Source organism: Enterococcus sp. DIV0008, from assembly GCF_050542615.1.
Taxonomy (GTDB): domain Bacteria; phylum Bacillota; class Bacilli; order Lactobacillales; family Enterococcaceae; genus Enterococcus_D; species Enterococcus_D innesii.
In genome coordinates, this window is record NZ_CP172937.1 from 3,020,221 (window position 1) to 3,046,403 (window position 26,183).

At 45.0% G+C, this 26,183-nt stretch carries 22 protein-coding genes and 1 other annotated feature; of the genes, 7 read left to right on the forward strand and 15 right to left on the reverse strand.

The annotated features are described in order from the left end of the window. Positions 1–16: 16 nt before the first annotated feature. The 4 genes from IGI84_RS14165 to IGI84_RS14180 form a co-directional block, all read right to left on the reverse strand. Positions 17–796, reverse strand: coding sequence for a phosphotransferase family protein (locus IGI84_RS14165; RefSeq protein ID WP_077452353.1), 780 nt, complete (start codon positions 794–796; stop codon positions 17–19). 104 nt (positions 797–900) lie between these two features. Next, positions 901–2,112 carry an ABC transporter permease gene (locus tag IGI84_RS14170; protein ID WP_220426524.1) on the reverse strand — a complete coding sequence of 404 codons (1,212 nt, stop codon included), beginning with the start codon at positions 2,110–2,112 and terminating at the stop codon, positions 901–903. Next, positions 2,109–2,843, reverse strand: a complete 735-nt coding sequence (locus IGI84_RS14175) for an ABC transporter ATP-binding protein (protein WP_220426525.1) — start codon at positions 2,841–2,843, stop codon at positions 2,109–2,111. The genes IGI84_RS14170 and IGI84_RS14175 overlap by 4 nt, the downstream gene beginning before the upstream one ends. 84 nt (positions 2,844–2,927) lie before the next feature. After that, positions 2,928–3,407: a hypothetical protein gene (locus IGI84_RS14180; RefSeq protein WP_430600467.1), complete on the reverse strand. Its 480-nt coding sequence runs from the start codon at positions 3,405–3,407 to the stop codon at positions 2,928–2,930. Between the two features lie 212 nt (positions 3,408–3,619). Between IGI84_RS14180 and IGI84_RS14185 the strand changes: the two genes are divergently transcribed. From IGI84_RS14185 to IGI84_RS14195, 3 genes are all read left to right on the forward strand, one after another. After that, a complete protein-coding gene (locus tag IGI84_RS14185; RefSeq protein ID WP_005227719.1) occupies positions 3,620–4,045 on the forward strand; it encodes an HIT family protein in 426 nt (141 codons plus the stop codon). Next, on the forward strand, positions 4,046–4,420 hold the full coding sequence (locus tag IGI84_RS14190; RefSeq protein ID WP_077452358.1) for a YtxH domain-containing protein: 375 nt from the start codon (positions 4,046–4,048) through the stop codon (positions 4,418–4,420). Positions 4,421–4,536: 116 nt separating this feature from the next. Next, entirely contained in the window at positions 4,537–5,571 is a 1,035-nt protein-coding gene (locus IGI84_RS14195; RefSeq protein WP_077452359.1) for a peptidylprolyl isomerase, read from the forward strand. A gap of 167 nt (positions 5,572–5,738) precedes the next feature. Here IGI84_RS14195 and IGI84_RS14200 read toward each other — a convergent pair whose 3' ends face one another. The 5 genes from IGI84_RS14200 to IGI84_RS14220 form a co-directional block, all read right to left on the reverse strand. Continuing rightward, positions 5,739–6,683, reverse strand: coding sequence for a 3'-5' exoribonuclease YhaM family protein (locus tag IGI84_RS14200; RefSeq protein ID WP_081117852.1), 945 nt, complete (start codon positions 6,681–6,683; stop codon positions 5,739–5,741). Positions 6,684–6,699: 16 nt separating this feature from the next. Beyond that, entirely contained in the window at positions 6,700–9,375 is a 2,676-nt protein-coding gene (locus IGI84_RS14205; protein WP_220426526.1) for an AAA family ATPase, read from the reverse strand. Next, positions 9,372–10,562, reverse strand: a complete 1,191-nt coding sequence (locus tag IGI84_RS14210; protein ID WP_223273067.1) for a metallophosphoesterase family protein — start codon at positions 10,560–10,562, stop codon at positions 9,372–9,374. Before IGI84_RS14210 ends, IGI84_RS14205 begins: the two co-directional genes overlap by 4 nt. Before the next feature lie 193 nt (positions 10,563–10,755). Then, a complete protein-coding gene (locus IGI84_RS14215) occupies positions 10,756–11,097 on the reverse strand; it encodes a YlbF family regulator (protein ID WP_005227708.1) in 342 nt (113 codons plus the stop codon). A gap of 70 nt (positions 11,098–11,167) precedes the next feature. After that, positions 11,168–13,330 (reverse strand): PBP1A family penicillin-binding protein, encoded by a 2,163-nt coding sequence (locus IGI84_RS14220; RefSeq protein ID WP_220426527.1) that lies wholly within the window; start codon positions 13,328–13,330, stop codon positions 11,168–11,170. A 191-nt stretch (positions 13,331–13,521) separates the two neighbouring features. Here IGI84_RS14220 and IGI84_RS14225 point away from each other — a divergent pair, with 191 nt between their 5' ends. After that, positions 13,522–14,376, forward strand: coding sequence for an RluA family pseudouridine synthase (locus tag IGI84_RS14225; protein ID WP_077452364.1), 855 nt, complete (start codon positions 13,522–13,524; stop codon positions 14,374–14,376). A 96-nt stretch (positions 14,377–14,472) separates the two neighbouring features. On the opposite strand, the gene IGI84_RS14230 is transcribed toward IGI84_RS14225, so the two are convergent. From IGI84_RS14230 to IGI84_RS14240, 3 genes are all read right to left on the reverse strand, one after another. After that, entirely contained in the window at positions 14,473–15,549 is a 1,077-nt protein-coding gene (locus IGI84_RS14230) for a M23 family metallopeptidase (RefSeq protein WP_144771238.1), read from the reverse strand. A 141-nt stretch (positions 15,550–15,690) separates the two neighbouring features. Further along, on the reverse strand, positions 15,691–16,410 hold the full coding sequence (locus IGI84_RS14235) for a pseudouridine synthase (RefSeq protein ID WP_220426528.1): 720 nt from the start codon (positions 16,408–16,410) through the stop codon (positions 15,691–15,693). Between the two features lie 69 nt (positions 16,411–16,479). Next, positions 16,480–18,126 (reverse strand): putative polysaccharide biosynthesis protein, encoded by a 1,647-nt coding sequence (locus IGI84_RS14240; protein WP_077452367.1) that lies wholly within the window; start codon positions 18,124–18,126, stop codon positions 16,480–16,482. A gap of 199 nt (positions 18,127–18,325) precedes the next feature. Between IGI84_RS14240 and murE the strand changes: the two genes are divergently transcribed. Continuing rightward, positions 18,326–19,843: a UDP-N-acetylmuramyl-tripeptide synthetase gene (murE, locus tag IGI84_RS14245; protein WP_430600468.1), complete on the forward strand. Its 1,518-nt coding sequence runs from the start codon at positions 18,326–18,328 to the stop codon at positions 19,841–19,843. 69 nt (positions 19,844–19,912) lie between these two features. Here murE and IGI84_RS14250 read toward each other — a convergent pair whose 3' ends face one another. Beyond that, on the reverse strand, positions 19,913–20,212 hold the full coding sequence (locus IGI84_RS14250) for a DUF5960 family protein (protein WP_008382014.1): 300 nt from the start codon (positions 20,210–20,212) through the stop codon (positions 19,913–19,915). A gap of 220 nt (positions 20,213–20,432) precedes the next feature. Here IGI84_RS14250 and IGI84_RS14255 point away from each other — a divergent pair, with 220 nt between their 5' ends. Beyond that, positions 20,433–20,663, forward strand: a complete 231-nt coding sequence (locus tag IGI84_RS14255) for a hypothetical protein (RefSeq protein WP_420681158.1) — start codon at positions 20,433–20,435, stop codon at positions 20,661–20,663. Between the two features lie 106 nt (positions 20,664–20,769). Here IGI84_RS14255 and leuS read toward each other — a convergent pair whose 3' ends face one another. After that, complete coding sequence (leuS, locus tag IGI84_RS14260) at positions 20,770–23,184, reverse strand: leucine--tRNA ligase (RefSeq protein WP_077452369.1); 2,415 nt, start codon at positions 23,182–23,184, stop codon at positions 20,770–20,772. Positions 23,185–23,270: 86 nt separating this feature from the next. Continuing rightward, positions 23,271–23,490, reverse strand: a binding site (T-box leader). A gap of 42 nt (positions 23,491–23,532) precedes the next feature. Next, the gene (locus IGI84_RS14265; protein ID WP_368256742.1) at positions 23,533–25,227 is read right to left on the reverse strand and encodes a muramidase family protein; all 1,695 of its coding nucleotides are present in this window, start codon (positions 25,225–25,227) and stop codon (positions 23,533–23,535) included. A 291-nt stretch (positions 25,228–25,518) separates the two neighbouring features. Between IGI84_RS14265 and IGI84_RS14270 the strand changes: the two genes are divergently transcribed. Then, positions 25,519–26,169, forward strand: coding sequence for a phosphatase PAP2 family protein (locus IGI84_RS14270; protein WP_420681162.1), 651 nt, complete (start codon positions 25,519–25,521; stop codon positions 26,167–26,169). Positions 26,170–26,183: the final 14 nt, after the last annotated feature.

Consider the following 26,183-nt stretch of genomic DNA (forward strand, 5'->3'; position numbering starts at 1 on the left):
TCGCTCCATCTTCTCTTCATTCACTATAAATTCGTTTTAATTGTAAAATCTCTGCATTCATGGCTTTGTAATCGCCCCGCAGATAATATTTTTTGACCTCTTGCAGCATACTCAACAATGCATACCAATAAATCTTTTCGATCACTTCGCTGCTGCTATGGATACCATAGCGCACCAGCCAATGAGACCAGCTGGATAGCGGCACATAGTGACCTAAAATAGTCCCGATATCGATTGCTGGATCTGCAAACATCACGGAATCCCAATCGACTAAATATAAATAATTTTGACAAACTAGCCAATTTCGATAATTGACATCGCCATGGACGACCGCGGCTTTTTGCTCGTCAAAAGCTGGAATATTAGCTTTTAAATACTCGGTGACCAAATGAATAAAACCGTTTTGGGCGACCGCAGAAGGCAGCTGATCCTGATAATCCATCAGCATCTGTTCAGGCGATCTGACTTGTCCCCCTATTTTACTTAGCATCTGTGCCAGTGTTTTTGAATGATGCAAGTGATACAACACATCAATGACGTCATTTCTTTGGCCGATTTCATCGGGATCTAAGACCCGTCCATCCAGCCATTCTTGTGCGGAGAGCGTATCGCCATTTCCCGTCCGTTTCGTCCAGACGAGTTTGGGTGCAATGCCCTCTTTAGAGAGTGCCGCAAGCATCGGGGTCGTATTTCGTTTGATAAAGACTTTGTCGTTGTCCTTGAGCCCGATATAGGCTTTCCCGGTGTCGCCTTTGATCGGCCGCATACGCCAATCTTGATCCAAGCGAATATCCATCCTAGCTTCTCTCCTTATTTCGCAGTACCTCTTATTCTAGCTTCCCAAAGGGTCGCCGTCAAGCGCATATGCGTTCGCTTTTTGTAAGAGAAGCCACTTGTGGATCAAGCATGCATTTTCTTTAATCGCCCTGGTAAATAGATGCCTAAAAAGAGACCCGCAAACCCTAAGAAGCCAAGAAACACGATACCGCCTTGCCAAACAAAAGGCAAGCGCAAGCAACAGATCACGCCGAAAAGAACTGCGGTCACCAGTAAGAGTGCCCCAAGAATTTTTTTGATCGCTGCGGCTTTTTGTTTTTCTGGCACGGGATACAGATGGGTCAAAACCATGTATTGAAATTCATTGATCAAAGGAATCAGTTGGAAACCGATCAGATAAAGAAACAAGCAGCCGATCAGCAGACTGATCCAAAGCTCATTGACAAAGAACAAGACGAACCCACCAATCAAGGATAACCGGACATAAAGGCCGCCGTATTGCCCACCACGAATCACTCGGCGCAAGAAAAGATAGAGATACGTATTGCTGTGCAATGGCTTGATCTTTGCCAGCAACCAATCGAGGTATTTGCGCCGTTTGGCTTCCGTCGTGATTTGGGGAACATCTGTAAATAAGTTGATAAACCGATAGATCCGCATTAAGCGCGACTGTTCGGCTTGGATCATATAGTCCCAATCTAAAAGCTGACGATTAGCTTTCACGCCAAAGAGGAACCAGATTGCTTGGAGGATGCTGATCACCAACCCTAGCCAAGGTACTACATAAATACTAGCAAGTGCAGCAACTAGCGCACTGACCAACCAGATGCCTCGCTGCTGTTTGACTTGCTGCTGGGTTTCTTGATACAAACGGATCCGTTGTAGTGAAAGATCCCCCAGTTTTAAGAGCCACATCATCCCTAAAAAGTATGGGAATGAGGCAAAGGTGCTGTTTGCTGTGACCACGACCAAAGGCATTGTTGCCCCTACGGTTAAAAATAAAACCCCAAAGGGCAGCCAGAGGGAATAACGTAACGCTTGGCTGAGGTAACTTGTCATTTGTCCTTCCTTGGCTAAAAGAAAAATCAAGTCTGCCGGTTTTGTCAATGTCGCTAAGCGTCCTAACGGTAAAACAAATAACCAAACAGCCACCACGATGACGCCGCCTAAGGGAAACGGCCGCGGCAATGTTTTTAATAACTCCGAATAGTAAAGACCGAGGCCTCCGACTAAAAAGGTGCTGATCAAAGCAAAATGATCATTGAAGACATAGCGCAAATAGCGTGTCATCTGTTTTTGATGCCGCTGTAAGCGTTGCGAGAAAAACTGCTTCATGCTTGACTCTCCTTTGTCAGTGCGAGGTACAGATCATCAAGGGAGGCTTCCGGTGCTTGAAATTGGTTTCTTAGTTGCGCCAAAGTCCCTTGTGCGCGGATCTCACCGTTATGCAGTAGAATGAATTTATCACAATACTTCTCTGCGGTTGCTAAAATGTGGGTGGACATCAAGATCGATGCTCCAGTTTGTTTCATCTCATTCATCAGTTCCAATAATGCATTGATCGCTAAAGGGTCCAATCCTAAAAAGGGTTCGTCGATGATGTAAACGCTTGGTTCAATCAAAAAGGCACAGAGCACCATGACTTTTTGTTTCATTCCTTTTGAAAAATTTGCTGGGAACCAATCGAGTTTGTTTTCTAAACGAAACGTTTTTAACAAGCGTTCTGCTCGCTTCATGGCTTCTCCTTGCGGAAGATCGTAGGCCATCGCCGTCACTTCGATGTGCTCTCTTAAGGTCAATTCTTCATATAAAGAAGGGGTTTCAGGGATATACCCGATTTGTTTGCGGTATTGCTCTGGGTTTTCTTTCAGGGTCAGGCCATCGATCGTGATGGTGCCGCTGTGAGGTTGCAGTAACCCGATGATCTCTTTGATCGTCGTACTCTTTCCTGCCCCGTTCAAGCCGATCAAGCCGACGAGCTCCCCATCGCCGATCGTAAAATCAATATTTTTTAAGACTGGCAGCTGATTATAGCCGCCTGTCACGTTTGCTACTTGTAAAGTCATTTTTTTCCTCCGATTCACCTAATTACGACACTTTTTCAACGTAGGCTCTTTTTGTTCAATTCAGTCAGCTGGCAAAACAGTTATTTATTTTTCTTTATTCGTAACTTGCAAGATAAATTCGTTTTCTCCCACTGTAATGGGGTCTTGCGGCAGTTCTTGGCTGCCAAAGCGCTCTTGCCACGTTTGTGCTTCGCTGGCTGGAAAGACGACCATTTGGATCGCACCAGCAGCAAGACGGGTGGTAAAGGCTTGGACAGCGGCTGGTTCGGCATAAGAAACCAGACTGATCCTCAGCTCTTCTTTTTGATACCCTTGGTCGATCGCCCATGCTTCAACGGCTGCTTCCAATTCACTTTGCACTGCAGGGTCCATTGCTGTTTCAGTGACAATGGCGACATTGACTACTTCTTCTTGCGGACGTGTCAGAGAATAAGTGATTGAACCAGCAAACACCACAAACAGCGTGATCGCGATCAACCACTCTTTATAGGCATAGGCTAAGTAGCGAAGCTTCGCTGAAGTCGTTGTTTTTTTCTGTAAGGTTTCTCTAATGATCGGTTTCATAGGTTCCTTCTTTCCAAATGATTTCTGATATTAAGTCTAGGGTTGTTGGAATCTAAATGCAAGCGTTTCTCGCTCGCTTTTCGCATTTCTTTAAAAAAGCGCCTTTGTTGAAGGAACAGTTGCCTTGTTCCGACTTTTTCAAAGAGGAAACCAGACGAAAAAAAGCAAAATATGGTAAAGTAGAGGTACTAGATCAAGGAGGTTTTTTTACAATGGAAAATTGTATTTTTTGTAAAATCAACAATCGTGAGATTCCTAGCTACAAAGTCTACGAGGATGAGCAAGTCTATGCCTTTTTAGATATTTCCCAAGTCACCCCGGGTCATACATTGGTGATCCCCAAAACGCATGTGACGGATATTTTTGAGTACGATGAAACGTTGGCAGCAGCGGTTTTTGCCCGCATTCCTAAGATTGCTCGAGCGATCGAAAAAGCATTCCCTGAGATCGAAGGCTTAAATATCATCAACAACAATAAAGAATTGGCGTACCAATCGGTCTTTCATTCCCATGTCCATTTGATTCCTCGTTACAGCAAAGACGATGATTTCAAGATCCATTTTGGCAATCACGCAGACAACTACACGGGGGAAGAACTAGCGGCAATCGCCGAAAAAATTGGAAAGCAGGTGGATTAAATGATCGGCAATTTTCTTAAAGGACTATTATTCGGTTCCATCGCCGGCGGCTTAGGTGGTTTGCTTTTTGCACCGAAAAGCGGCAATGAAACTCGTGAAGAATTGATTCGCTATTTAGATGACACGACAGAAGCGACCTTAGAATTCAATGACAGCGTTAAACAGCTAAAGGATGCTGTGATGGTGACCCGCAAAACGATCGACGAAACCATCCCCGTTGTGACCGAATCTTTTACGAAAGATCTGGAAGCCTTCAAATTCCAAGCGCAACCGCGCCTTGCTCGGATCAAAACCCAAATGGAGCAGTTGAATCAGCACATCACGACGATTCAAGCCCAAAGCGCAGAGGATACCAAACAAATTGAAAATTTGTAGTTTTTATGAATTTTGTTTGAAACATCCACTGTTTTCTTCCCAACCATTTCTAGAAGTGGTATAGTAGGTGCAGTGATTATTATGAATCTTTTTTAGAATTAGGAGTGCTTAAACGAATGAAGAAAAAATTAATTTTAGTAGCAGTCAGTGCAATGAGTCTTTTTGCATTAGCGGCTTGTGGTAATTCAAGTGAGGAAATCGCAACAATGAAGGGCGGTAAAATCACTGTTCAAGATTTTTATGACCAAGCAAAAACAAGTTCAGAAAACCAAAATGCGTTGCGTCAAATGATCGTCTTAAAAGTCTTTACTGAAAAATATGGTGATGATGTTACCGAAGACATGATCGATGAGCAATTCAACAATATGGCTGAACAATACGGTGGGAATGATTCCTTTGAATCAACCTTGACTGCCTCTGGTTATACGGTGAAGTCTTACCGGGCAGAATTGAAGCAACAACTTGCTTTACGTGAAGGCTTAAAAGCCAACATGGATATTACTGACGAAGACATGAAAACAGCATGGGATTCTTTCCACCCAGAGGTAGAGGCACAAATCATCAAAGTAGCAAGTGAAGATGATGCCAAAGATGTCTTAGAAGAAGTGAAAAAAGATGATGCTGATTTTGGTGAAATTGCCAAAGAAAAATCAACCGATGCAGCCACAAAAGAAGATGGCGGAACGATCAAATTCGATTCTACTTCATCAGCTGTACCGAATGAAGTAAAAACAGCCGCTTTTGACTTAAAAGATGGTGAAATCTCTGAAGTGATCTCTGCCACCAACACATCAACTTACACGACAGAATACTACATCGTGAAAATGGTGAAAAACCAAGACAAAGGCAACGATATGGATAAATACAAAGATGATTTGACTGAGATCGCTCAAAACACCTTATTGAATGATCAAACATTCGTGGCAGCAACGATCGGTCAAGAATTGCAAGCAGCTAATGTGAAAATGAAAGACTCTGACTTAGCAGACTTGCTTTCTGATTACATCACAGCAGCCGAAACAGAAGATTCAACTGCTGACTCTTCTGCTACCGATGCAACGGACAGCTCAGCGGCAGATTCTTCTGCTACTGATGCAACCGATGACTCTACTGCAACGAGTGAAAGTGCTACAGATTCTTCTGCTGAATAATAAAAAAAGAAGTGCCCTCATAGCGGCGCTTCTTTTTTTGTACCGATTAGATTTCTATCTACGATTCAAATTTTTCCAGCAGCTAACAAAAACCACGCTAAGCAAGCCTAGCGTGGTTTTTGTTCTTTCCGTCATTCACTTTGGTTGATCGTGCTGCAACGTCGCTGCTACACTTCTTTCGGTACATAAAAACTCCGATTGTCCATGCCAAAAATACGATCCGTGTATTGACCAGGTTCCGTTAAACGGATTGACGTCAGCATCATTTGCATGGAAGCATCCAAGTTATCGATCTGATGGAGGATTTCTGCTTCCATTATGCGGGGCCGAACAGGTGACCCATATTCTAGCAACCCGTGATGAGCTAAGACCATATGCCGCAAAACAACGATATCTTCTTCTTTATCATCAAATTTCAAAGCAATACAGGCTTGTGTGATTTCTTCATCCACTAAGACGAGATGCCCTACTAGATTCCCTGCTAAGGTATACTCTGTCGTCATGGGACCTGTCAACTCGATTACTTTTCCTAAATCATGCAAAATAATGCCCGCATACAACAGTGACGCATTTAATTCAGGGTATTCTTTGACGATCGCTTTTCCTAACCGCAGCATAGTTGTCGTATGATACGCCAATCCACTGGCGAAGGCATGGTGATTGCGCTTTGCAGCTGGAAAGTCAAAGAATTCCTTTTTATACTTGTTCAACAAGAAACGGACGATGCGATTCCAGTGAGGATTTGTGATCTCAAACAAGGTTTGACTGATTTCTTCTTCCATCTCTTCTTTTCGCAAGGGCGCTTTTTCCATGTATTGGCTTGGTTCATGAGGTTCTTCCGGCTTCGCTAAGCGCAAATGCATGATTTTGACTTGGGGATTGCCTTGGTAGACTTCCCGTTTCCCATCTAGCAGTACTACTTTCCCGGGTTCAAAACGGGCGATTTCTTCATCTGATGCATCCCAGAACTTTCCGTCGATCGTGCCGGATGTATCTTGAAAGGTGAAGGCAATAAACTTTTTGCCGTTTTTCGCGATTCGTACATCGGCATTCTTAATCAGTAAGAAAAGTTGAAACGTTTCATCAACAGTTAATTCACGAATTTTTTTCATGGGCTTATTTGGCCGATCAGCCAAATCTTTCACTTCCTTTACTCAGATCCTGGATAGGCTGCTGGTACTTCTGATAATAGCTTACCATTTCTTGGTCAGAAGACAAACAAATTACTTGATAACTTTGTCCAAACTCTTTTAACAGCGCGGCGAAGCGTTCCTTACGAACACTGTCATAATGCAACCAACCATCATCAATAATGATTGGACACAACGGATGATTTTTTTGCAGCGCTAGATAACCGAAACGTAACGCCATGATCAACTGATCCTTCGTGCCTGTGGACAAGTCGATGATCGAAAAGGTCTCGCTGGCATTTGCCGCTACTAACAGACCATTTTCCAGAAGAATCTTTTGATAACGTCCGTTTGAAAGCTGTTCAAAATAAGTCGAAGCGGCTGACAATAGCTGCGGCAATTGCTGTTCTGACAATTCGGTCGTGACATCCGTCAAAATTGAAGCCGCCAACTGACGACTCCCCCATGCCACAGCAAGTTCTTCAATGACCGCCTTTAGCTCACTTTCTTCTTGATAAAGCTGATTCAAGGTGCCGTTTTTTTGACTGGCTGCTGCTTCTAATTCCAAGCGCTGTTTTTGCTCTGTCAACTGCTGTATTTGTGCTTGAAGCTGTGTTTGCTGCTGCTTGATCTGGTCTTTTTGCTGCAGCAATTCTGCTTGTGTCACTGGTTTGGGATAGATCGGTGTTAACATCTCCGCCAATTCTTCTGCTCGCTGCTGCGTGCGTTGCGCCGCTTCCCATTGCTTCAACCAGAGGCTGATTTCTGCGGGGTGATCTAAGCCTTGCTGCTGCAAGAGCGCACTGGCTTGGGCAAACAGCTGGTCGCGTTCGTTGCGGGTACGAGTCAATTGTTGGGCCAGTAACGTGCTAGGTTGTTGCAACCGCGAAAGCTTGATCGTTTGCATCTCTTCATGAAACTTCTGCAACATCGCCGCTTTTTCTAACACTGTTTTGTTTTGCAGCGGCAGCCACTCCGCATACGGACGGAACTGCTCGTCAAAGGGGGCCAGTTCTTCTGCGACGGCTTGTCGTTCTTGATAGGCTTGTTTGCGTTGTTGTGAGTAGGCTTGATAGCTAGCAACATCTTCATCATAGGCCAATAGATACGCCTGCCAGCTTTCCACCGGCAAATCACCAAAAAAGGGGGTCAACGCTTGGTAGGCACGATCGATCTGCTGCTGCTTTTGCTGCTGTTCATTTTCCAGTTGTGCCAACTCTTCTCCCAGTAGATCCAGCTGCATGAGGATCGTCTGCCATTCTTGCTTGATGCCTTGCTGCTTGTTTGGCGCTGCTTTCATCAGCGGTAAAACACTGCCGATGATCGCTGCGATCCCCGCACCTAATGCAAGCCAGCGCCAGGGACTCGGCAAAAAGATACCGATCACTGCTAGCAGCCCACCGACGATTCCTAGCGGCCATAGCGGGCGAGAAACCGGCTTGCGGCCAATCAATTGAGGATGCTGCTGCTCTAAGCGAGCTGCGGTGGCTTGCAAAGGCTGCGCTTTTTCTTCTAAACGCATCATGCGCTTTTCGAGCTCTTCTAACTGCACACGTTCTTGTAGTAAACGTGTGGTTTGTTCATGGATCGAAGCCGTTACTAGCGGCGGCGATTCTCTGCTCCATTGGCGCTTTTCAATCAAGCGATTCAGCTCCGTGATAGCGACGGCTTCTTGTTGATTGGCCGCTGCTTCACGATCTGCCAAACGCGCCATCGTCACTTGCTGCTGCAGCAAGTGATGGATTTGGTGCTCATGATCAAGATAAAAGAAATACTTATCTGATTCTTTTCCTTGCTCCAACTGATCTAATTCAGCTTCTTTTTTGCGAATTTCTTCCGTCAGCTGCTGATACTGCTGATAAAACTGTTTGATGGCTTGGACTTGCTGAGGATCGGCTAACGTATCTGCTGGTGCCATTTGCTGCCACTCTTCATAAAGACCCCAATGACTCAGCTGCTGCTGATTTTCCTGATAGGCGTCATTCAATGCTTGATACTGGTGTCGCAAGTCTTGGATCTGTTCTTGCAGCTGGGCGATCTGCTGATACTGCTGTTGGATACGGCTTTCTTCGCTTTCTTTTTCCGCAATCGTTTTTTGCAGTTTTTCTAATTGTTTTAACGCCTGGTTCAAAGGCAGCTTTTGCCCCCGCGGCTTGTATTGCTGCTGATTGGTGGTTTCATATTGCGCCACTTGCTGCAGCATTTTTTGACTGCCGCTGATCCCTAGAGAAATCAACGCTTGGTGCAGCTCATTTTCTTCTAGCTTATCGATCTGGGTCAATTGCTCTTGCTGAAAAGTAAAGACATCGAAGAACAACGCTCGATTGAGGGGCTGCAAGTGTTGTGCCAGCCATTGCTCATCAACCGTCTGACCAGCGACATGGACTTTGGCACGACCACGGTCCACTTGCCGATAGCGTTCGACGATCACTTCGCCGAAGGGTTCCAGCGCCAACCATAACTTGCCACCGTAAGCAGCACCGTTTTTGGGGGTATAGTCTTTTTTCTTGGCTGTCTTTTTCGGAAAGCCAAACAAGATGGCGGCAATAAATTGATACAACGTCGATTTTCCGATCTCATTGTGCCCAAAGAGCAGCTGATTTTGCGGATGAAAGGCAAAACTTTGTTCATGGTATTTCCCAAAACCGGTAATCTCTGCTTTTAAAATTTTCATGACTGCTCCTCCCATTGAAAGTCGTCTTTCAACAATTGTTTAGCTTGCTGCAAGACTTCTTCTTGAAATGATTCATGGGTGATCCCTCGCTGGATCAGCGGATGCTGCAATAGGTCCGACAGTCGGTCCGCAAACATCTCTGGTGACTCATACATCGCTAAAAACTGCAGCATATAATCTTCTGATACCGCCAATGCGATCTTGTCTTCATTGGCTTGCTCGACTTCAAGGGCATAGATCACTTGCAGTGGCTCTGTTTGCGCCAACCGTTCATTGAGGTAGGTTAGCCATTCATTTTTTTCCGCAGCTGGAAACCAATCTGGCGGCAGCTGCTGCACATCGGTCAACACCAGATGCAGCAAGCGCGAACGAGGACTTTTTAAACGCTCGATGATCGCTGGCAATACGGCATTCGAGGCGGTCACATCCGCTAAGGAGACCACTTGCTTTTGCCAAGCGATCTCAGCGATCTCCAAGCGCTCGATCGTTGATCCTTGCGGCGTTAAGTCTGCCAAAATCACCCCAGTCGCCTGTTCTTTCTTGGTCTTTCCTTGGGGTGTACCGGGATAGAAGATCGGCGGCTGCTCTGAGAGCGTCTTAGGTACATGGATGTGCCCCAAGCCCCAATAATCATAGCCTTTTTGCTTCATTTCACTGATTGAAAAGGGGGCATACCGTTCACCGGCTTGATCCCCGTGGTAAAGCCCAATATGGTAATCCACCGCTGCTCTTGCGGGAAATTCTGTTACTTTATTTTCAGCGATCCAAGGATGTTGGTAGCTAAATCCACTGATTGCATAGGTTTCACCGTTTTTCGTTGTTCCTTGAACCGTTTGAACTTCTTCTGATGAAAAGAGAATGACGTTTTCTGGAAAAGCAAACCAATACCGTTGCGGATCATAATAATCATGGTTGCCGAAAATCATATAGACTGGGATCTGTGCTTCCCCTAGTCGTTGCAGTTGGGCAAAAAAGTCATGCTGCACTTTTAGACTCGGCCGTGCTTGATGGAATGTATCCCCAGCCAGCAAAACAAAATCGACCGCTTTTTCTAAGGCAACATCCACCAAATTACGGATGATTTTTTGATTGATGGCAGGGAGTTGGGTCTTCACTTTTTCAGATAACAAATGAACCCCTTCAAATGACCGGTCGATATGCAGGTCTGCACTATGTAAAAATCGCATTTCTTTCTCCCTCCTTAATGCTTCTATCATAACATTTCTCAGGCATTTCGTCAGCAAAATACGAAAATTTGTTCGCCTTTTTCATAAAAAAAACCAAAGAAGCGCTTTTGAAACTTCTTTGGAAACGGCTCTTGCAGTTGCAGCCGATTTCTCTGAAGATTCACTAGCTTCTTTGGTCTTTGTCTGTTGGCGATTACGCTTCGTATAGATCTCTTACAGGACCCATGATGATGCGGTTCAAGTCATTGGCTACTAAGCTGAAGGCTTGCTCTTTTTGCATCAAGTCAGAAACGATGCCGTCTTGTTGAATTTTTTGCGATAATTCTTGGGCTTTTTGCGCTTCTTCTTCTGTCATTTCTTCGCCAGCCATCATTTTTTGTTGCAGGCTTTGTTGCAACTCTTGAAACTCTTTGAATAACGCATACGCTTCTTCATTTGCTTTCAAGCGGTCGAAAGAACCTTTCAAATCTTGAAACTGTTCTGACTCCCGTAATTCACGTTCTAATTGGTTTGCTGTATCATAAATATTTGCCATTTTGACGCCTCCTCTTTTTTTCTAGTATACCATTCTTCTCAGGTTCTAGACTAGCAGTTGCCTAATTCCTTTAATTTCCACTAATGGAATTCCACAAGCCGCCAAACAATTCTTTCGTTCCTTCTTTGATCTTGCTGCCGAATTCCTTCATACCTTCTTTGGCGCTTTCGGCAAAGTCATCGATGGTTTGTTGCCAATCATTGCCATTTTGTGACGTACTGCTATCAGGATCTGGTACCTCATCGGCTGCCATTAATTTTCCGCCTGTCCAATAAGCGTCTGCAACTTGGAATTGGGTGCCTTGACTATAAGGCAGTAAGCTTTCGGCCTCTGCTTTAAATATTTTCCCAACGACTTGTCCGCTAGTTCCCGTTAAGTAATGATCTTCACTCACATGCTCAAATCCTAACCAGGTTGACAGAACCATATCAGGGGTATAGCCGACGATCCATTGGTCATTGACCTTAGAAGCATCAAAGTTGGTCTCTGTCGTACCCGTCTTACCGGCGATCGTAAAGCCGTACGGACTAGCACTAACACCCGTCCCGTTAGAAAAGGTGCCCAGCATCATGCTCGTCATTTTATCAGCGGTCTCTTTAGAAATCACCCGTTTGCCTTGCACAGACGTATTGTCAACGATCACGGCACCAGTTGAATCAACGATTTTGGTGATCAAATGCGGTTTGTAGTAATACCCACCATTTGCGAAAACGCCATACGCTGCTGCCATCGTCATGGGTGATTCCCCTTTTTCCAAACCACCTAATGCTAAACCATAATATTTGTCGGATTCGGTCAAGGAAAGACCGAATTCTTGTGCTTTGCTATACCCGCGATCTAAGCCGATCTCATGCAGCAGCCAAACTGCTGGCAGATTCAAGCTTTGGGCGAGGGCTTGATACATGACTGCTTCGCCAGCATAGGTCCCATCAAAGTTTTGAGCATCATAAAAATCAAGGGGCTCGTCTTTCAGGATACTATCGGGTTCAAACCCAGCTTCTAGGGCAGGGGCGAAGACGCTGATTGGTTTGATCGTGGAGCCTGGTGAACGTTTCATTTGCGTGGCAAAATTAAAGCCTCTAAAGACGTGCTCGCCACGACGACCCACCACCGCTTGCACCCCACCGGTATTCGGATCAAGTGCGACAGAGCCAGATTGCACCATCGTGCCATCAGCGGCATTTTCAGGGAACAAGGCATCGTTTTTATAGGCAGCTTCCATTTGCGCTTGGTAGTTTTGATCCAGCGCTGTATAGATCTTGTAGCCGCGATTCATGACATCATCGGCGTCCAACCCATAAGATTCGGCTTCATCGATGACCGCATCGAAATAATAAGGATACTTATAGCCAGATTCTGAATTGCCAAATCCATCATACAGTAAATTGGCTAAGGCAACTTGTGATTCCTGGTCAGCAACGGACTGGTCCAACTTGCCGTTATCCACCATCAAACTCAAGACGGTATCGCGACGGTTCGTGGCGTTTTCCAGATTGTCGATTGGGTTATAGATCGAAGGACCTTTGAGCATCCCCACCAACGTCGCAGCTTCTCCCACGCTTAGTTCAGAAGCATTGACACCGAAATATTTTAGCGAGGCATCTTGAATGCCCCAAACCCCGTTACCGAAATAGGAACTGTTCAAATACATTTCCAAAATCTCATCTTTGGAATATTTCTTCTCGATCTCGATCGCTAAGAAAAGCTCCTTGGCTTTTCGACTAAAGGTTTGATCCAAGGACAAATAGGCATTTTTGGCAAGCTGTTGGGTGATGGTACTTCCCCCACCGCCTTCGGCACTGCGGTTAACCAGCATGCGTAGGGCTGCCCGAGCGATCCCCTTGATATCAAACCCGTGGTGATTATAGAAGTTGCGGTCTTCGGTTGAGATCAAGGCGTTGACTACATCACTGGAGATGGCATCAAGAGAAACGTACGTGCCTTTTTGCGAGTACAATTGCCCTGCTTCATCGCCATTGGCATCAAAAATCACCGTTGATTCTTTCAGACCTGACTCTAATTCACTAACTTTCGTATTTTTGGCGATATAAAACAAATACCCGCTCATGATTAAAATAGCAACTAAACTAAGTAAAATAAAAATTTTATTTACGTGGTATTTTTTCCAAACCCGTTTGCGCCATTGATGAAATTGCTGCAAATATGGTTTTAACCAGCGCCAAAAGGTCAGCCAACCGGTTTTTATTTTGTGAAGGATGTGCTTCCAATCCATTACTTCACGCTCCTTTGGTTAAGTGTAGCATAAATGACTTTCTTTGTTATACGGCTCTAGACGTAATTTCATTCGAAAAGAATGCTTTATTATTCTAGCATTGAATACTCTGTTTTTTATTGTTTTTTTTATAAGAAAAGCTTAAAGATGCTATAATAGTCGGTAGCGAACAGCAAAGAAAGGACGTTCTTATGGAATACACCATGACTTTACCCGAAAATCACCCGCCCATGCCGCTTCGCGAGTTGTTGGAACAGGAGTGGCTCGTCCCACGAAAAGTGCGCCATTTTCTGCGCACACGGAAAAATGTGGCCGTCAATCAGCAGCCTGCGATGTTTCATCAAGAAGTTCGTGGCGGCGATCAAATCACTTTGATCATTGAAGACAGTGATTACAGCTACCAGCCGATCCAGTTAGGCCAAGCAGACAAAGTCGACGTACTTTTTGAAGATGAGCACTTATTGGTACTGAACAAGCCAGCCGGGGTCAAGACGCACCCCAATCAGCCATTAGAAGCAGATACCCTGTTGAATGATGCAGCTGCTTACCTTGCGCCGAAACAGCAGCAGCCTTATGTGGTCCATCGTCTAGACAAAGAAACCAGCGGTGTCGTTTTATTCGCAAAAAATCCCTTGGTGTTGCCGATCTTGGGCCGAATGTTGGAAAACAAACAGATTTTCCGCCGCTATCAAGCCACGGTTTGGGGCAAACTTACGCAAGATCAAACGATCGCCAAAAAAATCGGTCGTGACCGTCACGATCGGCGCAAGCGGATCATTGACCCCCGCAACGGTCAGTCCGCCGTCACCCATGTAACCATCGCCCACGCCCAACAAAAGACGACCGATGTATATTGTGTGTTAGATACGGGGAGGACGCACCAGATTCGCGTCCACCTTGCCAGCATCGGTCATCCAGTCGTTGGTGACCCGCTTTACCAAAACAAACCAGCGCCGCGTTTGCTGCTGCATGGCTACGAATTGCATCTAGAGCATCCCTTTACCAAAGAACAGTTAGTGATCATCGCTCAACCGGGCTTGTGGTAAACAAAAAAAAGCATGATGACTTGAGGAACCCCTCTTGTCAGTCATGCTTTTTGGTTTCAGATGATTGTTTTCAATGTTTCTACTCGGAGCTTTGGCTTATAGCGGCAAGTAAGCTGCTGGATCAACGAACTCTGACCACAACGTCTTACTCAATCCAAAGTGCAGATGGACACCAGTCGAGTTTCCAGTCGTCCCCATCGTACCGACTTGGTCGCCGACTGCAACGGTCGCCCCCTTCGAGACACTGACAGCTGTTAAATGAAAATAATACGAGTAAAAGCCGTTATCGTGAGCCAAAATCACGTAGTTTCCAGTGCTTGGGCCATAGCCAGCATCTTCTACCTGTCCATCACGAGCGGCGACGATCTTCTCCCCCGCTTGACCTGTGAAGTCGATCCCGTCATGCTGCGTCCCTGAAAAACCAGTTGGGTCAGCTCGAGTACCAAAACCGCTGGAGATCGACACGGAGCCCGTGATTGGCAGTGAAAATTCACTGGCTGCCGCTTTCTCTGCTGCTTCTTTGGCTTTTTGTTTTGCTTCTTCAGCGGCTTTTGCTTCTTTGTCCACTTTTTCTTGCAAGTCTTGTACTTGCGCTTGCGTTTGCTGCAGCTGTTCTTGTTGGTTCTGCAATTCATTTTTGGCTGTTGCTAGTTGTTCTTTACTATGTACTAATTGGGCTTGCGTCAAGGTTTGGTACGAAGTGATACGTTGTTGTTGGGCTTCTTTTTCCGCCAACTGTTGGTTCACTTCCCGTAAAGCTGCTTGTGTTTCACTAAACTTGCGTAGTTGCTGGATCGTGGCTTGCGGTCCATCGACTACCAGGCTGCTTTGCGCTTGGCTTCCTTGGTGCTGGGCTTTTTGGTCATTCAGAGCAGCGATCTGCGTTTGAACTTCCTTGCTTTCTTCTGCCAATTGGTTTAATTCTTCCTGATAATCTGCTAATTGACTTTCCAGCGCTGTGACTTTCTGTTGGCTAGTGGTGACTTCTTCTTCATAAGAGGCTAGTTCTGTGGTCAAAACCGTCAGTTCCTCGCTGCTCTTGGTTTCAGCAGCATAACTGACAGCTGGCTGGAAAAGCGGCAACGTAAGGGCGAGCAATAAAAAAATCTTTTTCTTCAATGAGGTAACTCCTTCTTTTTTTAGTAGCTTGGCTACTGTAACATGCTTATTCATGAAAAAAAAGAGGGTTTTTCCAACAGTTTAAAGTCTATTGTTGCAAATTTTCATGTAAATCACCTATAAAACGGGCTTTTTTTACAAATATTGCAGCCGAATAACAACTTTTATAAGAATTTCTTTAGCTCGCCGATCGTCTTATCCTCGCTCTTGCAGCTTCGCCAATTCCTCAGGAGTTAATTCCCGATACTCGCCTAATGCCAAATCATCTGGCAGGGACAGGCCTCCCATGCGAATCCGTTTCAAATAAACGACTTCTTTTCCTACTGCCTGGACCATCCGTTTGACTTGATGAAACTTGCCTTCATGGAGAATCAGTTTGATTTCGCTGCGCGTTTCTTCTTCATCGACGTTGAGGATCTGCAGTTCAGCCGGCAAGGTCCACTCGCCGTCTAATTTGATGCCTTTGGCAAAGGTTTTTTGATCCTCCGCTGTCATGATTCCCTCGACTTGGGCATAATATTCTTTTTCCACATGCTTCTTAGGCGACAATAATTGATGCGCCAATCCGCCATCGTTCGTAATCAGCAAAAAGCCTTCGGTGTCTTTATCCAACCGTCCTACTGGAAACAAATCTTCGCGAAACGCTTCTTCAGAAAACAAATCTAAGACCGTCTCTTCATAGGAATCGACGGTTGCCGAAATCACTCCAGCGGGTTTATTTAGTAAATAATAAAACTGGCTTTGATAGACGATGGGTTCCCCCTCAAAACAAACGGTATCTTGTGTTTCTTGAACGTGCGTTTTGTCACTCTTGATGACTTGTCCATTGACGGTCACGAGGCCTTTTTTGATAAACTGCTTCACTTCTTTACGGGAGCCATAGCCCATATCCGCTAAAAACTTGTCTAAACGCATTGCTTTCTTCCTTTCATGGAAAACAGCCGCCAAGGTCTCGCAATGGAGGCTCAGCGACTGCTTCTGGTTTTATTTGATGTGTAATTTCTGGCGCAAACGAACCATTGATGAGCCGAGCAGTTTTTCAGCTAAACGTAATTTCAGCGCAATGTAGATGTACACACTGCCACCGACTCCTGCTACTAGCAAGCTCAAGATAAAGGCTTGAACTTTTCTTTCAGAACTGAGGACAAGCCCAAAGAGTTGACGAGCGATCAACGCTGCGATCACCATAATGATCGTCATCGCGCCAATCAATAACGTCCGTCGCAACGTCAAGTTTACATTGAAATGGCCTTTGCGAATCATCTTGCGAATATTTAGCCAGCAGACGATCCCTAGAGCAATCGTGGTGGAAACCAATGGGCCGTAAACTTGGAACAACCGAATCGCTGGGTATTGCAAGATCACTTTCACCAGTAATCCTACAAAGAAGAAAATAACGGCTTCTTTGTTGTGGTACATTCCTTGAAGCATACTGGAACTAAGCATAAACAAGCCTAAGACCAGTCCAGACAGACAGGCAGCGACTAGGACGCTCGCCCCTAACGCATCTGGGCGATAAAACAAGGTATATAGGGGATAAGACAGTACGATCATCCCAAAGGTCGCTGGGAACATTACAAAGGAATACAATTGCAAGTTGTTGCTGATCAATTTTGCTAAGTTCTTTTTGTCTTTTTTGGCGACTGCTTCACTGATCAAAGGCAAGCCTGTTGAAGCCATGGAAGTAGCTAATCCGATAACGACCATCGTCAACTTATCAGGATTGCTACCGAAAATCGCCATTAATTCTAAGAGCTGGTCATTTGAAAATTCAGTAAAACTACTCATGATCCGTACAAAGGTGTACTGATCCACCAATTTTAAAATCGTGATCCCAGAACCAACGATAATAAAAGGGATCGCTTCTTTGATGGTCGCTAAAACCAATTCTTTGGTTTGCAGCACGGTTTCTTCTTTGCTCATATCGACTAAGACATCCATCCGCACCCGTTGCTTTTGGAAGTAATAGCCTAAAACCAAAATACTTGCTAAGACACCAATAAAGGCGGCAAAAGTCGATTGCGTCACTGCTGCCGTGTATTCGCCTTCGATGACCCGCATAATGATGAAGGTCGCCAAAAGCATATAGCAGACGCGGGCGATTTGTTCCACCACTTGCGAGATCGCAAAAGGTTTCATGTCTTGATTCCCTTGGAAGTATCCTCGCATGACACTCATACAAGGAAAGACCAATAGTGCAATGCTCAATGAGCGCATTGCAGGAATCAATTCTTCCCCGCCACCTGAAGCCGTTGCCAACCATGGGGCTGCCAAATACATGATGCCGGCGGTCACCACGCCAAAGCCTGCCATCAATTGGAAGGCTCTTAAAAAGAGTTTCTGGCTCGTGCGGTATTCTTGGCGAGAATTATAAAAAGAAATCTGTTTGGCAATTGCCGATGGGATCCCCGCAGTGGAGATCATTAAAAATAAGGCGTAAACATTATAGCCCATTCCAAATAACGCATTTGCTTTATCAGCATTTGCCCCCATCCAATAATACCAGGGTAAAATGTAAATGGCGCCAAGCAAACGTGAGCCGATATTTCCCATCGTCATCCAAGCAGATCCTTGAGCCATTTTTTCTTGTGTAGTTAATTCTTTTGACACTGAACGCATGTGATTATCCATCGCCATTATCTCCAACTTTCTACAAACATATCCCTTCCATTTTAATTCGAAAAAGGGTTGGTCGCAATCTATTTTTGCAACATCTTAAAGTTTCTTCAAAATAAGGAGAAAAAAAAGAAAACTTTTCTCTCCCAAACGGCGGTTTTTAGGAGTTATGCTATAATAAGAGAAATCTTTAGAGGAATGAAGGAGAACAACGATGCAAAAGGAACTCATTACCGTGCCCCAGATCCGCAAGCTCTTATTGCAGGAAAACCTATTGAAAGAAATCATCACCCCCACTGATTGGGTTTATACCGTGCCGCAAGAAATGACTGATCTTGCCTTTACCTCATTAAGCTACGACTCGCGAACAGCCGATGCGGCGACGCTTTTTTTCTGTAAAGGGGCTTCTTTTAAAGAAAGCTACCTGGCTGCCGCCATTGACCAAGGCATTCAATGCTACATTTCAGAAACACCTTATGACAGCTTCGCAACCTACGGGATCATTGTTACGGACATTCGAGAAACGATGGCAGTGATCGCCCAAGCGTTTTATGGCAACCCGCAAGAACAGCTGGTGACCATCGGCATCACTGGCACAAAAGGCAAAACCAGCTGCGCCTATTTTGCTCGGGCGATTTTAGCAGAATCGACGGGTCAAAAAGTAGCATTCTTTTCATCTGAGGAAAACTCAGTCGATGGAAAAACCTTTAATGAAGCAGTGTTAACGACCCCCGAAACACTGGATCTCTATAAAATGATGGCTGAGGCTGTCGCAAACGGCCTGACCCATCTTGTGATGGAGGTTTCTTCCCAAGCCTATAAAACCAAACGGGTCGCCGGTATTACCTTTGATATTGGCGCGTTCTTGAATATTTCGCCTGACCACATTGGACCGGTGGAACACCCGACTTATGATGATTACCTTTACTGCAAACGGGAACTGATCCGCAACAGCAAACAAATGATTTTAAATCGGCAAAGTGATCACTACCACTTGCTGCGAGAAACTTGTGAAGTCCATCAAGTTCCTTATATCACCTACGGACGTTCAGACGCCGATTATGTCGTTCAAGAAGGAATGGACCTAAAGAGTTTTGCCCTGACAGCTACTTCTGATGTCTTGCAAGTCTCTGGTGAATATCAACTGGGGCTCTTAGGTTCTTTCAACCATGAGAACGCCGCAGCGGCGATTTTGGCTGCCTGCTTAGCGGGTGCCTCTCGTGAGGACGCCCAGAAAGTCCTGCCGACAGTGATCATCCCTGGACGAATGATCGTTTTAGAAAAAGAAAATGGGGCAGTCATGATTGTTGATTATGCCCACAATTACCTTAGCTTCCAATCATTAAGTGAACTTGCCCGTCAATTGCGCCCAGATGGCCGCCTGCTTTTTGTCACTGGTAGTGCGGGTGGCAAAGCCCAATCTCGCCGAGCAGATATGGGACGAGCGCTAGGAGAATATGCGGACAAAGTCTATCTGACTAGCGATGATCCTGATTTTGAAGAAGCATCGGCGATTGCCCAAGAGATCGCCGACGCTATCATCAATCCTGAAGTTGCCGTCATTCTTGAGATGGATCGGGAACAAGCCGTCAAATCGGCGATCGCTGAAGCAGACAGTCGTGATATCGTGATTATTGCGGGCAAAGGTGCCGAACAATACTTGAAAGTTGCCGGAAAAAAAGTCCCTTACATTGGTGACTTGACCTTAGCGCAGCAGCAAGCCAAGCATTAATAGCAATGCCTCAACCAAAAAAGCTTTCAGATGATCGGTTAAATCATCTGAAAGCTTTTTTCTGCGTGATTAAGGTTGTTCGTCTTCGTAAGTCTCATAGACATAGGGTGCGCCATCATAACGGAATTCTGTTGAAATGGCAGCGTCAAGGTCTTCGGTAAACATTCGCTTGCTGAAAGGAAACAAAAAGACTTGCCCTTCTTTGGCATCTTCGGCTGCTAAACGGTAAAACAGCTCTTCTTCTGTTAATTGTTGATTCAACTGTTCCAAGACATCGGCAGTGACTGCCTCTTCCTCATAGCCAGGTTTGGCAATCCGTGCATAATCTTCAAAAAAAGCCGTTTGGCCTTCAAATGATTGATACTCCATGTAAGTCCCCTCTTTCTTTTCTCTTTCTTTATTATACGAGAGTCCGTGAGGATCAGCGAATAATATGATCGCTAACAAGTGGAATTTTGGCTTTTTTGGCGCTTAAATATGTCAGAAACATTTCAAGTGTATTACGAATCAATTATTTGACAAAATCAGATTGAACACGTATCCAAATTTTGTATAATGATACATAGAGACTATAAAAGGGGCAAATGTAATGAACAACGCAAAGAAAAAATTATTCGTCGGTACTGGTGCTGCAATTGGTTTTGTCGCAATCGTTGCTATGATGGCTCAGTTCATGATTTCCAATCATCTATTTGGCGGAAATGATGCTTCATCAGAAATTTTCACTCGCGCTACGTATCCAAACGGCTTTCTATTAGTGATCTTGATTCCATTGGTCGCAACAGCCGCTTTGTTCTATGGGATCATTCGCAAAAAATAACAAAAAAGTGTTGCTGAGAACCACTCAGTAACACTTTTTTTCTTTGTCGCTACCAAAAAGCTGCCTAACAGACTGTCGATCTGTTAGGCAGCTACTTTTTTAGCGTTTAGTTTGCAACGATATTGACCAATTTATTCGGTACGACGATCACTTTGCGGATCGTTTTTCCTTGGAGCTGTTCTTGGACAAGTTCGTTTTCTTGCGCCAATTGTTCAAGCACTGCTTTTTCGGCATCCGCTGGCACCATTGCTTTGGCACGAACTTTGCCATTGACTTGAAAGACGACTTCGATCTCATCTTCCACTAGGGCACTTTCGTCATAGGTTGGCCATGGCACATAGGAGATCCCATTGTCATTTCCGAGGATCGACCAGAGCTCTTCCCCGATATGCGGTGCGATCGGAGCCAATAGCTGCACAAATCCTTCGACATATTCGTAAGGCAAGGCATCGGCTTTATAGGCTTCATTGACGAAGACCATCAATTGGGAAATCGCCGTATTGAAGTGCAGCTGCTCAAAATCTTCCGTCACTTTCTTAACTGTTTGATGGTACACTTTCGACAATTTGCCATCGTTGAATGTCGTGATGCGGTCGCGCATTTTGCCATTTTCATCGACGATCAAGCGCCACACGCGATCCAAGAATTTGCGACTGCCTTCAAGACCATTCTCATTCCAAGCGATCGATGCATCCAGTGGGCCCATAAACATTTCATATAAACGCAAGGTGTCCGCCCCATATTGGTTGACGACATCATCAGGATTAACGACATTGCCGCGGGATTTCGACATTTTTTCATTGTTTTCCCCAAGGATCATCCCTTGGTTAAACAATTTTTCAAATGGTTCTTTCGTTGGCACGACACCGATATCATACAAGAATTTATGCCAGAAGCGAGCATAAAGCAAGTGCAAGACAGCGTGTTCTGCGCCACCGATATAAATATCGACTGGCATCCAGCGTTTCAATTTATCGTAGTCTGCCAAAACAGACTTATTATGAGGATCGATAAAACGTAAGAAATACCAGGAACTTCCAGCCCATTGCGGCATCGTATTGGTTTCCCGACGTCCTTTTTTCCCAGTTTCAGGGTCGGTGACATTGACCCAATCCGTGACATTGGCTAATGGCGATTCACCAGTACCGCTTGGTTTGATATTGTCGGTTTTTGGCAAACGCAACGGCAGCTGATCTTCAGGAAGCGTCGTAGTCGTCCCATCTTCCCAATGGATGATTGGGATTGGTTCCCCCCAATACCGTTGACGAGAAAACAACCAATCGCGAAGACGATAGCTGACTTCTTTTTTCCCAACATGGTTTTCTTCCAACCATGCGACCATTTTTTCGATGGCAGTCTCTTTGTCTAGCCCATCCAAAAAGTCTGAATTGATATGCAGTCCATCTTCGGTATAGGCAGATTCTTCCACGTTGCCCCCTGCCAATACAGGAATGATCTCTAAGCCAAATGTTTTGGCAAATTCGTGGTCACGTTCGTCATGGGCAGGAACCGCCATGATCGCACCTGTTCCATAAGAAGCCAAAACGTAATCGGCGATCCAGATCGGGATCTCTTTGCCATTCACGGGATTGATGGCATAGGCACCAGTGAAGACACCGGTTTTTTCTTTGGCCAAATCTGTTCGGTTCAAATCAGATTTTTTCGACGCTTCTTCTACATAGGCATCAATGGCTGCTTTTTGTTCAGGGGTAGTGATTTGGGCCACTAGCTCATGCTCTGGCGCCAATACGGCGTAGGTCGCACCAAACAAGGTATCTGGGCGAGTCGTAAAGACGGTAAAGTCTTTTTCCATCCCTGCCACTTTAAACGTTACGTTGGCTCCGACAGAACGTCCGATCCAATTGCGTTGCATTTCTTTGATGCTTTCTGGCCAATCAACTTCTTCAAGATCGTCCAACAAACGATCAGCATATGCCGTGATTTTCAGCATCCATTGGCGCATCGGTTTGCGGATCACATCATAGCCGCCCCGTTCGCTTTTGCCGTCAATGACTTCTTCATTGGCGATCACAGTTCCAAGCTCTGGTACCCAGTTTACTGGAACTTCAGCTTCATAAGCTAACCCTTTTTCATAAAGCTTGGTAAAGATCCATTGGGTCCACTTGTAGTATTCAGGGTCTGTCGTGTTGATTTCACGATTCCAGTCATAACTGAAGCCTAACGAATTGATTTGACGACGGAAGGTCTCAATGTTTTTCTTTGTGAATTCCGCTGGATCATTTCCAGTGTCTAATGCATACTGTTCGGCAGGCAGACCAAAGGCATCCCAGCCCATTGGGTGCAGTACATTGTAGCCTTGGCTGCGTTTGAAGCGGCTCAAGATATCCGTAGCCGTATAGCCTTCTGGATGTCCGACATGTAAACCTTGTCCAGATGGATATGGGAACATATCTAGCGCATAAAATTTTGGTTTGTCCGGCTCATCATGGGTGTTGAATTCATTTTTCTTCGCCCAATATTTTTGCCATTTTTTTTCGATTTCTTTGTGATTGTAATTCACGATGGACTCCTCCTAAAAATTGGTGTTTTGCTCGTCAAATCAACCAGCAAAACTTAAAAAAAGTCCTATAAAAATCGCTATGATTTTTATAGGACGTTATCAACGTGGTACCACCTAAGTTTATCTGCTCCTCAAAAAAGCAGACCTCGATGTTTTAACGGCCATCGCCGTATCTGCCTAGCCAATTCAGGTTCAGTCAGATATCACTCGAAGACGAGTTCGAAAGGTGTGCTGTGCATTTCCACCAACCATGCACTCTCTAAAAGTCCCACCGTACTTCTACTATTCCTTCTCAAACGTGAAAGTTTCTTTGCACTTATCCTAACAAAAATCATTAGGAATAGCAATCTATTTTACCCTAACTGTTTGTCCTGGGTAAATAAAGTTATTTTGAATATTGTTCCATTGGATAAATTGATCCGTCGTGATGTCGAACTTATCTGCGATTCCCCAAACAGAATCCCCCGATGCGACCTTGTAAGAACCGTTTGTCGCGGAAGTGCTGGTGGTAGCTGCCGTGCCGCCTTGCTTAACGACCACCTTTTGTCCTGGATAGATAAAATCATTTTTGATGTTGTTCCAGCTGCGGAATTGATCCATCGTAATCCCATGTTTATTGGCAACTGACCAGACTGAATCACCCGCTGCCACCGTATAGGTATTGCCTGCAGCACTACTGCTGGTTTGGCTACTGACGGTCGTGCTTGTTGTAGTACTCGTTGCGGAACTACCGCTGACAACCACCTTTTGTCCTGGATAGACATAGTCGTTTTTAATATTGTTCAAACTGCGGAATTGATCCATCGAAATCCCATGTTTGTTAGCAATCGACCAGACCGAATCGCCAGCTGCCACCGTGTAGGTGCCGCCACTGCTTTGGCTAGCCGTTGATGCCGTGCTGACGGTCGTAGTACTGCTGGTATTCGTAGACGATCCACCGCTGACGACAACTTTTTGCCCTGGATAGACAAAATCATTTTTGATGTTGTTCAAGCTGCGGAATTGATCCATCGAAATGCCATGCTTATTGGCAATCGACCAGACCGAATCGCCAGAAACTACGGTATAGGTGTTGCCTGATGTAGTTGCTGAAGTATTACGATTGACGATCGATACTGTTGAAGTTGTCGAAGTACTTTGGGTGCTGCCGTTGACATTCAACGTTTGCCCCGGATAAACAAAATCGTTTTTGATGTTGTTCAAACTGCGCAACTGATCCATGGAGATGCCATGTTTGTTAGCAATCGACCAGACCGAATCGCCTGAAGCGACTGTATAGGTTTGACTGCCGCTCGTGCTAACAGCTGCCGTTGTAGTCGTGGTATTGGTTGATGCGCTAGCTGTGGCACCACCACCGGCATTGCCAGAAGCTGGTGTGTCATATTGCGTCAAACCAAATTGTTGGATCACGGCATTCAGGGAAGAAGCATAGTTTGGTGCAGTCGCATAGCGACCTGCTAGCCATGCGGTTGCATCAAGATATGAAGTCGTATTGCTCTTCCAAGCGCCAGAATAATACGCGACACCGCTTTGTAAAGAGGTTGAGCGTAAAGTACGTGCATTATCTTCGAATGATTGCGTGTAAGATGGGTAGCGCTTAAAAGGTTCATTCATAGTCAACCATTGATTGTTCAAGTACTCCAAGGTACTCATATAAACGGTTTGACCGTTGTAGCTGCCTTTGATCCCGAATAAATTATAATTTGGTGCTTTTGATAAACTGCTTCGGCCCCAACCACTTTCTAAAATGGCTTGTGCGATCATCACAGAAGCATATAAATCGTTGGCTTGTGCCACGGGCTGAGCGTACGTAGCGATTTCGGCAATAAATGCGGAAGTATTCGGCGCGGCAAAATTGCTAGTAGAAACTTGGGCGATCGAGGTCTCTACGGCTTCTGCTTGAACCGATGACACCAATGGAGCTACAACAGAGCAAGCAGTCAGTGTCGTTCCTAAAACAACTGCACTTTTTTTGATCACTCGATACTTATCGCCCGATTGGTCTGCTTGACGATGTACTTTTCTTGATTGACTCGTGTTCATGTCCGTTATTCCTCCGTTTTTTCCTTATAGTGAACGTAGATTTAGTATACAATTTCTTAAGAATTTATAAAAGGTATTTGAGCCGATTTCAGAAACTGTAAACTCTTTGTAATCAAACAAACATTTATTGAAATGAAGAGTTTGTATTTAACCAAACGAAAGCTATTCTTTGAAAGTGGGAGAATCCTTGATTGGTCCCCTGCTTTTTCCGTCGTGCGATAAATGCTATAATACCTTCTAGATGTCTCTTTGCTTGTAGGGACAGAAATTCTCTAGAAACGAGGCTTTTCCATGCATAAAAAACTATATTTTCAATTTGCCGGCAGCTGCTTTTTACTGCTGTTCGTTTTTCTCGGCTATCTCGTGAAATTTTATCCTACTTGGTTGGTCTCCTTTGACGAAACCTTGACTCGCATCATCCGCAGCGGCTATCCGTTTTGGACACCGTTTTTTCTATGGGTCACAAAATTTGCGAACCCTACCACGATCATCTTGCTCTTTCTTGCTGTTTTAGCCGTTTTAGTGATCAACAAATATTATGCAGAAGCACTATGGCTCAGTATCGGCACCATCGGGATTGCTGGGCTCTTTAATCCATTGATCAAACTCGTCTTTTTACGGGAGCGACCAACCCTTGAACGCTTAGTCACGGAATCAAGTTTCAGTTTCCCCAGCGGACACTCGACGGGCAGTATGGTTTTTTATGGGACATTGCTCTTCTTGGTCCCGGTCTTCTTCAAGCAGCCTTTTTGGCAATGGGGACTCCGCATTCTGTTAGGCCTATTGATCGGTTGCATCGGCATCAGCCGCATCTATGTTGGCGTGCATTTTCCCAGTGATGTGTTAGGTGGGTTTTGTGTCGGCCTGTCTTGGCTGCTGTTGACCTATCCGTACTACTTGCAAAAACGCTTTGTCTGGCGCTTCACCCGTAAACAATTATAAAAGAAGGTAAAAAA

Excerpts from the sequence above, each read along its gene's own strand:
- IGI84_RS14165 (WP_077452353.1), bottom strand. The coding sequence starts at position 796 with ATGGATATTCGCTTGGATCAAGATTGGCGTATGCGGCCGATCAAAGGC.
- IGI84_RS14195 (WP_077452359.1), top strand. The coding sequence starts at position 4,537 with ATGAAGAAAAAATTAATTTTAGTAGCAGTCAGTGCAATGAGTCTTTTT.
- IGI84_RS14225 (WP_077452364.1), top strand. The coding sequence starts at position 13,522 with ATGGAATACACCATGACTTTACCCGAAAATCACCCGCCCATGCCGCTT.
- IGI84_RS14240 (WP_077452367.1), bottom strand. The coding sequence starts at position 18,126 with ATGGATAATCACATGCGTTCAGTGTCAAAAGAATTAACTACACAAGAA.
- IGI84_RS14265 (WP_368256742.1), bottom strand. The coding sequence starts at position 25,227 with ATGAACACGAGTCAATCAAGAAAAGTACATCGTCAAGCAGACCAATCG.
- IGI84_RS14175 (WP_220426525.1), bottom strand. The coding sequence starts at position 2,843 with ATGACTTTACAAGTAGCAAACGTGACAGGCGGCTATAATCAGCTGCCA.
- IGI84_RS14215 (WP_005227708.1), bottom strand. The coding sequence starts at position 11,097 with ATGGCAAATATTTATGATACAGCAAACCAATTAGAACGTGAATTACGG.
- IGI84_RS14200 (WP_081117852.1), bottom strand. The coding sequence starts at position 6,683 with ATGAAAAAAATTCGTGAATTAACTGTTGATGAAACGTTTCAACTTTTC.
- murE (WP_430600468.1), top strand. The coding sequence starts at position 18,326 with ATGCAAAAGGAACTCATTACCGTGCCCCAGATCCGCAAGCTCTTATTG.
- IGI84_RS14255 (WP_420681158.1), top strand. The coding sequence starts at position 20,433 with ATGAACAACGCAAAGAAAAAATTATTCGTCGGTACTGGTGCTGCAATT.
- IGI84_RS14250 (WP_008382014.1), bottom strand. The coding sequence starts at position 20,212 with ATGGAGTATCAATCATTTGAAGGCCAAACGGCTTTTTTTGAAGATTAT.
- IGI84_RS14180 (WP_430600467.1), bottom strand. The coding sequence starts at position 3,407 with ATGAAACCGATCATTAGAGAAACCTTACAGAAAAAAACAACGACTTCA.
- IGI84_RS14220 (WP_220426527.1), bottom strand. The coding sequence starts at position 13,330 with ATGGATTGGAAGCACATCCTTCACAAAATAAAAACCGGTTGGCTGACC.
- IGI84_RS14270 (WP_420681162.1), top strand. The coding sequence starts at position 25,519 with ATGCATAAAAAACTATATTTTCAATTTGCCGGCAGCTGCTTTTTACTG.
- IGI84_RS14205 (WP_220426526.1), bottom strand. The coding sequence starts at position 9,375 with ATGAAAATTTTAAAAGCAGAGATTACCGGTTTTGGGAAATACCATGAA.
- IGI84_RS14190 (WP_077452358.1), top strand. The coding sequence starts at position 4,046 with ATGATCGGCAATTTTCTTAAAGGACTATTATTCGGTTCCATCGCCGGC.
- IGI84_RS14210 (WP_223273067.1), bottom strand. The coding sequence starts at position 10,562 with ATGCGATTTTTACATAGTGCAGACCTGCATATCGACCGGTCATTTGAA.
- IGI84_RS14185 (WP_005227719.1), top strand. The coding sequence starts at position 3,620 with ATGGAAAATTGTATTTTTTGTAAAATCAACAATCGTGAGATTCCTAGC.
- IGI84_RS14235 (WP_220426528.1), bottom strand. The coding sequence starts at position 16,410 with ATGCGTTTAGACAAGTTTTTAGCGGATATGGGCTATGGCTCCCGTAAA.
- IGI84_RS14170 (WP_220426524.1), bottom strand. The coding sequence starts at position 2,112 with ATGAAGCAGTTTTTCTCGCAACGCTTACAGCGGCATCAAAAACAGATG.
- IGI84_RS14230 (WP_144771238.1), bottom strand. The coding sequence starts at position 15,549 with ATGAATAAGCATGTTACAGTAGCCAAGCTACTAAAAAAAGAAGGAGTT.